Origin of the sequence: Holdemanella porci, from assembly GCF_019052655.1 — a bacterium.
Classification (GTDB): domain Bacteria; phylum Bacillota_I; class Bacilli_A; order Erysipelotrichales; family Erysipelotrichaceae; genus Holdemanella; species Holdemanella hominis.
In genome coordinates this window covers 1-6,962 of sequence record NZ_JAHQVB010000085.1, presented here as the reverse complement: position 1 = coordinate 6,962, position 6,962 = coordinate 1, and the positions used below count along the sequence as shown (strand labels likewise).

7 protein-coding genes are annotated in these 6,962 nt (G+C 33.7%); 4 read left to right on the top strand and 3 right to left on the bottom strand.

All coding sequences use genetic code 11. From position 1 onward, the window contains the following. The first annotated feature begins 115 nt into the window (after positions 1 to 115). Together KTQ83_RS10795 and KTQ83_RS10790 are read left to right on the top strand one after the other, a co-directional pair. Positions 116 to 1,531, top strand: coding sequence for a HAMP domain-containing sensor histidine kinase (locus tag KTQ83_RS10795; RefSeq protein WP_117925570.1), 1,416 nt, complete (start codon positions 116 to 118; stop codon positions 1,529 to 1,531). Next, positions 1,528 to 2,508, top strand: coding sequence for a Gfo/Idh/MocA family protein (locus KTQ83_RS10790; RefSeq protein WP_217256854.1), 981 nt, complete (start codon positions 1,528 to 1,530; stop codon positions 2,506 to 2,508). The genes KTQ83_RS10795 and KTQ83_RS10790 overlap by 4 nt, the downstream gene beginning before the upstream one ends. On the opposite strand, the gene yaaA is transcribed toward KTQ83_RS10790, so the two are convergent. Continuing rightward, positions 2,503 to 3,213 (bottom strand): peroxide stress protein YaaA, encoded by a 711-nt coding sequence (gene yaaA / locus KTQ83_RS10785; RefSeq protein WP_186998936.1) that lies wholly within the window; start codon positions 3,211 to 3,213, stop codon positions 2,503 to 2,505. The two genes, KTQ83_RS10790 and yaaA, sit on opposite strands and share 6 nt — an antisense overlap. 43 nt (positions 3,214 to 3,256) lie before the next feature. Here yaaA and KTQ83_RS10780 point away from each other — a divergent pair, with 43 nt between their 5' ends. Beyond that, on the top strand, positions 3,257 to 4,288 hold the full coding sequence (locus KTQ83_RS10780; RefSeq protein WP_117925573.1) for a M42 family metallopeptidase: 1,032 nt from the start codon (positions 3,257 to 3,259) through the stop codon (positions 4,286 to 4,288). Positions 4,289 to 4,440: 152 nt separating this feature from the next. On the opposite strand, the gene KTQ83_RS10775 is transcribed toward KTQ83_RS10780, so the two are convergent. Together KTQ83_RS10775 and nrdI are read right to left on the bottom strand one after the other, a co-directional pair. Next, positions 4,441 to 4,974: a DUF3793 family protein gene (locus tag KTQ83_RS10775; RefSeq protein ID WP_217256853.1), complete on the bottom strand. Its 534-nt coding sequence runs from the start codon at positions 4,972 to 4,974 to the stop codon at positions 4,441 to 4,443. 2 nt (positions 4,975 to 4,976) lie between these two features. Then, positions 4,977 to 5,327 (bottom strand): class Ib ribonucleoside-diphosphate reductase assembly flavoprotein NrdI, encoded by a 351-nt coding sequence (gene nrdI, locus KTQ83_RS10770; protein ID WP_217256852.1) that lies wholly within the window; start codon positions 5,325 to 5,327, stop codon positions 4,977 to 4,979. Positions 5,328 to 5,458: 131 nt separating this feature from the next. On the opposite strand from nrdI, the gene KTQ83_RS10765 reads away from it, so the two are divergent. Continuing rightward, complete coding sequence (locus KTQ83_RS10765) at positions 5,459 to 6,805, top strand: MATE family efflux transporter (protein WP_244975847.1); 1,347 nt, start codon at positions 5,459 to 5,461, stop codon at positions 6,803 to 6,805. Positions 6,806 to 6,962 lie beyond the last annotated feature (157 nt).

Below are 6,962 nucleotides of genomic sequence, written 5' to 3'. Positions count from 1 at the left end.
AATTGACCCTAAAATAGACCCCAAAAATAATGACCCTAATTAAAATTGGTTACCCTACAAATGTATCCCCTTTTCTTTTTCTTATGGTAAAATGTTTATGATGAGGTGATATTTTATGAAGGGACCTTCCTTTTATTTTCAAAAAATGTCATTAACACGACAAATTTTAACAATTATTTTGACGGTTTTGATGTTTTTTATCATGTTTTTCTTTGTGTTTGTCAGCGATAATATTGATCGAACCATTACTAAACAAATGTATGAACTGATCTTAAATCGACAAACATCGATCGTTGGATTAGTGGATTCGAAACAAACCGATAGTATAGATGACATTTATGCTTTCTTAGCGAGTGACAGTGTTCAAACAAACTGTATTATTCAAGATGGTAAAATGAATGTGATCTCAAATCAGAGTTCCAAAAGAAAACCAGTGAATCATAAAGTATATGAATATTTATTAGATCAATCTAAACAAATGAATTCCGAAAATGAAGAAGCACTACAGGGAACGATTATAGTCGCAAATTCGAAGTATTATTATCGTTTGATCTATTGTCATGACGGTATAATTTTGGCAAGTTTTATGGATGATACGTACGCGACACAATTTAGAGATTCATTGATTGATTCTACGGTATACGTTATTGTGATTGCGTTTATGATTGTATTCCTGATTATTTTAATGTGGGTATTCTCAATTATTCATCCTTTGAATTTAATTCGAAATTATATTGAACAAATTAAAGATGGAAAAGAAGTAGAACTTCATTTAAATCGTGATGATGAAATTGGTGAAATGGCGACTGCGATTGTGAAGATGAATGAAGAATTGAAAAAGCAGGATAAAGCCAAAGAAGATATGATTCATAATATTTCGCATGATTTAAAAACGCCGATTGCGACAATTAAATCGTACGCTGAATCTATTAAAGATGGTATCTATCCTTATGGAACTTTGGAAAGCAGTGTTGATGTCATCTTAGATAATGCACAGAGATTAGAAAATAAGGTACATTCTTTATTGTATATGAATCGTGTTGAATACTTGGTGGCAAGTGATGCTGAGGGTGTAGTCACAAATATGAAGGATGTTGTGGAACAGGTTGTATTAAATGCAGCCGTGATTCGCCCTGAAATTCAAGTGATTACAGATGTAGAAGAAGTCTTCTTTGATGGTTTGATTGAAGCGTGGCGTGTAGCCATTGAAAACATTATGGAAAATGCATTCCGTTATGCGAAATCTTACATTAAGATTGAAGTAAGAGAAGACTGGTTGTGTATTAGTAATGATGGTCCAAAGATGCCTGAAGATCGCATTCAATCTTTATTTAGACCTTATGAAAAAGGCGAAGGAGGACGTTTCGGACTAGGATTATCCATTGTTTCTAAGGTTTGTAAGGCCAACCACTATATTGTGAAAGGTGAAAACAGCGAGGATGGAGTTCGCTTTATCATTTATCGTAAAACAAAAAAACAAAAGAAGAAAAAAGAAAATAACTGGGTAAAAAATAAAGGAGAAAAAGCATGATGAATGTCGCAACGATTGGCTCTGGTGTTATAGTAGAGCGCATGATTGAAGCTATGCGTTTAGATGGTCGATACAATTTATATTGTGTATATTCTAGAACGGAGAAGCGTGCTAAAGAATTTGCCGAAAAACATGGGATTCAAAAGTATTACACGGACATGGAAGAAATGTTGAATGATGAAAATGTGGATATTGTTTATGTGGCAAGTCCAAACTCTTTACATTATTCACAATCAAAAATGGCGTTGGAACATAAGAAGCATGTTATTAATGAAAAACCATTTACGCCAACTTTAAAAGAGTGTAATGAACTATTTGAAATAGCAGAAAAAAAGGGTGTCTATATTTTTGAAGCCATCACAAATGTGCATTTACCAAATTATAAAATTATTAAAGAAAATATGTCGAATTGCGGAAATATCAAGATGGTTCAGTGTAATTTCTCACAATATTCATCGAAGTATCAAAAGTATAAAGATCATGTTCAAACAAATGCCTTTGATACAGCTTTCAATGGTGGAGCATTAATGGATATCAATGTATATAATTTACATTTTGTGACGGGAATGTTTGGTAAGCCGAATGAGGTTCATTATTTTAAAAATGTTGGATACAACGGCATCGATACAAGCGGAATTATTATTATGCAGTATCCCGATTTTATCGCAACTTGTACGGGTGCTAAAGATTGTTCAAGTCCTTATGCAGTATATGTACAAGGGGATCAAGGAACGATTATTGTCTCTGGTGCGAGCAGTGGTGTATGTAAAGATGTGTATTTTGATGCGCCTAAAAAGGATCAAATTGGAAAAAAAGCTACAGACACTAAAGAAAAAATCAGTATTGAACAACCAAATCACATGTTGTATGAGTGTCAGGACTTTATGGATATCATCCTAAATAAGGATGAAGAAGCTTATACAATGTATAAGGAACAAACCCAAATGGTTGTCGAACTATTAGAAAAGCTATCATGATGATAGCTTTTTTTGGAATATATATAATTTTTCAGTGCTTTGACTCGCATCAAAAGTGTATCCTAAATCTGAAAATTGAGTAATATCTTTGATGTTTTCAATCTTGTTTTCGGCAAGATAGCGAACCATAGCACCTCTTGCCATCTTGGCATAAACACCTTTTTCTTTACCATTTTCTTCGACAAAACGAACATCAATCAATGGCTTATATTTTCGTATGATTTTGGCATATTCTTCACTCGCCAGATTTAAAATCGGTTCATCGATTTGTTTGGCAAGATCGTCTTTCCAAAAGTCATACAAAGAGAATGGGCATTTTGTCTGCATTTCTAAACGATAGGGTGTGATCGCATCCAGTGGCTTTAAAAGACCATAAAATCCAGAAAGAATGTACAGATGCCCTTGAATATATTTGATTTGATCATCTGTAAATACATGGGGTGCCATATATTGATATTGTATGCCAGAATAGCTCAGTATGGCTGGTGTTGTATTTTCTTCTAGACTCATATTTTGGAATTGATCATATGTAGTTTGGGCAATTGTGTCTGAACATTTTAAATAAGATTTTAATTCTGAATAGTCTAAACTTTTAATATGATTTAAAAGTTCAGTTGTCTTGGATAAGAACATGGGTGTTGTACACTCTATGTTGATATCATCGATCATTTTCATTTTCTTAGCGGGTGAGATAATTATTTTCATAATAATATTGTATAATAGGTGTCAAGAAAAGGAAGTGAAGATTATGGTGAAAACTGAAGAAATGTTAAAAAATTTAGAGGAATTGATCAATACACCGAGTGTGGTTGGTTTTTATCCTGAAATTCATAAAAAATTAGCGGAGATGGTAGGAAAGTTTGGATATGAACTTGAGTTTGATAATAAACGTACTGCCTATGTTCGTGTACCAGGTAAAGATTCTAGTAAGATTGTATGTGTAGGAGCTCACTTAGATACGATTGGTATGCAGGTTCGTCATGTGATGGACAATGGATGGATCGAAGTAAAAAACTTGGGTGGAGTCAATTTCCATAATGTGGAAGGGGAGAATGTCTATATTCACACTCGTAGTGGAAAAACATATGAGGGTATGGTAATTTGTAAGTCGCACTCTACACATGTATTTGATGATGCGAGAAGTCGTGAGCGTGATAAATTTAATGAAGCTATTTTATTGGATGAAGATGTTAGTTGTGCTAAAGATGTATATGATTTAGGGATTGAACATGGGGATTTGATTAGTGTAGAACCACGTTTTAGACGTACAGAATTTGGTTTTATTAAATCACGTCATATTGATGATAAGGCTATGGTTGCAGCCGTGATTGATGTGTTGCGTCAATTGAAAGAAGAGAATCTAACACCGGCTTATGATACTTTGTTTGCGTTTCCTATTTATGAAGAAATTGGCCATGGAGGAGCATATGTTCCTAGTGAAGTGAGTGAATATGTAGCTTTGGATATCGGCTTGATTGGGCCAGATAATCATGGATCTGAAAAGAAAGTTTCTATTGGGGCTAGCGACAACTATTCTCCTTATGATTGGGGATTAACAACTAAAATCATCAATTTGGCAAAAGCGAACAATATTAACTATTGCGTAGATACATATTATCGTTTTGGCTCAGATGCTACAGCGGCGATTCGCGCTGGAAACAATATTATGCCTGCTGTATTTGGGGTTGGTTGTATGAATTCGCATGGCTATGAAAGAACGAGTGTTCAAGCTATTGAGGATTGTGCACGTCTAACATTGGCTTATGTATTAAGTGAATAGAAAAAAGAGATATCTTTGCGATACCTCTTTTTTGGTTGAACTAAAATGTGAAATGGATTTGTTCAACCATATACATTCTAAATGATTTTTAAACGTATTCATAGACCAAAAAACGATAAATGGTCGATGAAAGAAGAAAAAATAAATATTTGTTAAAGAATTTCACATAATTCATATCCATTATGGATTTGATTCAACATTTTTTCTTTTGTTTGTTTAAATAAATCAAATTGCTTTTTAGCCTCATTCACGTTTTGATAGACCTTCCAATCTCCGACTAAGTAATAGGGCTTGTGTTCAATAAATCCAATTACATCATCTAAGGGATAACCAAGAAATACACCTATTTCATGAGGAAAGTTTTTTGTGTTAAGTCTTTTTTTGAGTTCTTGTATACACAGTTCAAAAGTATTTGGGTATTGATAGGATTTTAGAAAATTTTGAACTGCATTTGAGGAAATATAGTCTTTAAGTTTGGAATTGTATACATAAATGGTGTATTGAGTTTCTTGTTCTATGAGGATAAAGAAGATCCCTTTTGAATTGAATTGTTGATTGTATTGTTTGATAAATGATCGAATACTATCATCGTCTTTTGGAAGGTGGAACATATTGGCATATTTATATTGCTTCAGTACAGGTGCACAATAATTGGCCAATAATGATTCAAAACGCTGTTTCGGCATAATTAAGCTCCAATCGCTTTTTTGATGTTTTCGATATCTTCAGGTGTACCGGAATTTTCTACTTTATATAAAATTTCACAACCATAATCTTCACTGATTTTATTAGCTGCCTGGCAATATGCGTCACCATAATTTGTATCTCCGGAGCAGACAACACCTTGAATCAATGTGCCATTGGCCATCAAGAAGTTTTCAACTTCAGCTGGTACATCCCCATAGCCATCTGTATAAGTAAATAAGATGTATGGTTCATCAATGCTCTCAGATCCATCATTGATGCGTAATGCATCAATACCTAATGAACTGATAATTTCTTCCACATTACCAGTACGACTTGCGAATGCATATTTCATGATTTTACCTCCTTAAAAGTTAGGTGCAACTAACTGTTATTAGTATAACTCTAAGGCAGTTAGTTGTAAATAACATTTTTAAGAAATTAATTGTATATGATATACTATTTTTGTTTAATAGGAGAGGTTTTATGCAAGTGAAAGATATGACGAAGGGAAATGAATTAAAGTTGATTTTTTTGTTTTCTCTACCTTTAATGCTTGGAAATATATTTCAGCAGCTATATACAGTTTGTGATACTATCATTGTTTCTAGACACCTTGGTGTGAAGGCGTTAGCAGCCATAGGATGTTCGGATTGGCTAACATGGATGGGAATTGCAGTCGTGACTGGTCTTGCCCAAGGTTTTTCAATTCCGATAGCTCATGCGTTTGGTACTCATGATAAGAGTAATGTACAAAAATGTATTTCTACTTTAGTTGTGAATGCGATTATATCAACAGTGGTTTTATTAGCCGTGATTTATCCGCTTCTGCCAAATATTTTGATTTTATTAAAAACACCAGCTGATATTATGGATCGAGCTCTAGCGTATACACACGTTATTTATATCGGTTTGTTTGCGACTATGTTTTATAATGCACTTGCTAGCATTTTACGTGCTTTTGGCAATTCTAAAACACCACTACAAGCCATGATTATTGCCAGTATTTTTAACGTAGGCTTAGATATACTATTCGTGATGGGATTTGAGTGGGGAATCATTGGTGCTGGTGTTGCGACAGTTATTGCACAAATTCTAGCTGGATGCTTCTGTTTATATCATGTATTAAAATTAAAAGAATATATGCCTACATCAATTTGTAAGGACGTAACATACTATAAAAATCAATTTAGATTAGGAATTCCTATGGCACTACAAAATGTCTTGATTTCAATTGGTGGTATGGTATTAACAAGTGCCGTAAATCGATATGGAACTTATTTCCTTGCTGGATTTACAGCTATGAACAAGCTATATGGAGTGCTTGAAATTTCAGCTGTTTCTTATGGCTATGCCATGGTTACATATACGGGACAAAATTATGGAGCACATCGTTATGATCGTATCAAGAGTGGTGTGAAAAAAGTTGTTTTATTATCTTTGGCTACTTCCATCTTGATTTCTATCATACTTTGGATTTTTGGACCATTCTTCTTATCTTGTTTTATATCAAAAACAAGTGAAGGTGCTAATGAAGCAATGACATATGGATTGAATTTCTTACGATGTTTAACCGTTTGGCTTCCAATTTTATATATGTTACACGCCTATCGTTCTACTATACAGGGCTTATCCAATGCCTTTATTCCTATGGTATCTGGCTTATTTGAGTTATTGATGCGAATCTCTGGAGCTTTGATTCTACCTATCTATTTTGGTAAAGCTGGCCTATATCCTGTAGAAGTGTTGGCATGGATTGGTGCTGTTATAATCTTGGTTCCTAGTTATTATCACATGGAAAGAAATTTTCAAAAAGCTTCAGAAAAACGTTGACAAATTGTTTCATGCGGAATAAAATACGTTCATACATAAAGCAAAGGTGCTTATAGTTCATGAAATACATGAGCTGTAAGTGCCTTTTTACTTTTGTATAAGGGAGCTAACTATATAAAATTCAAGTATTTTTTATGAAAAAGTTTGAAAATACAAA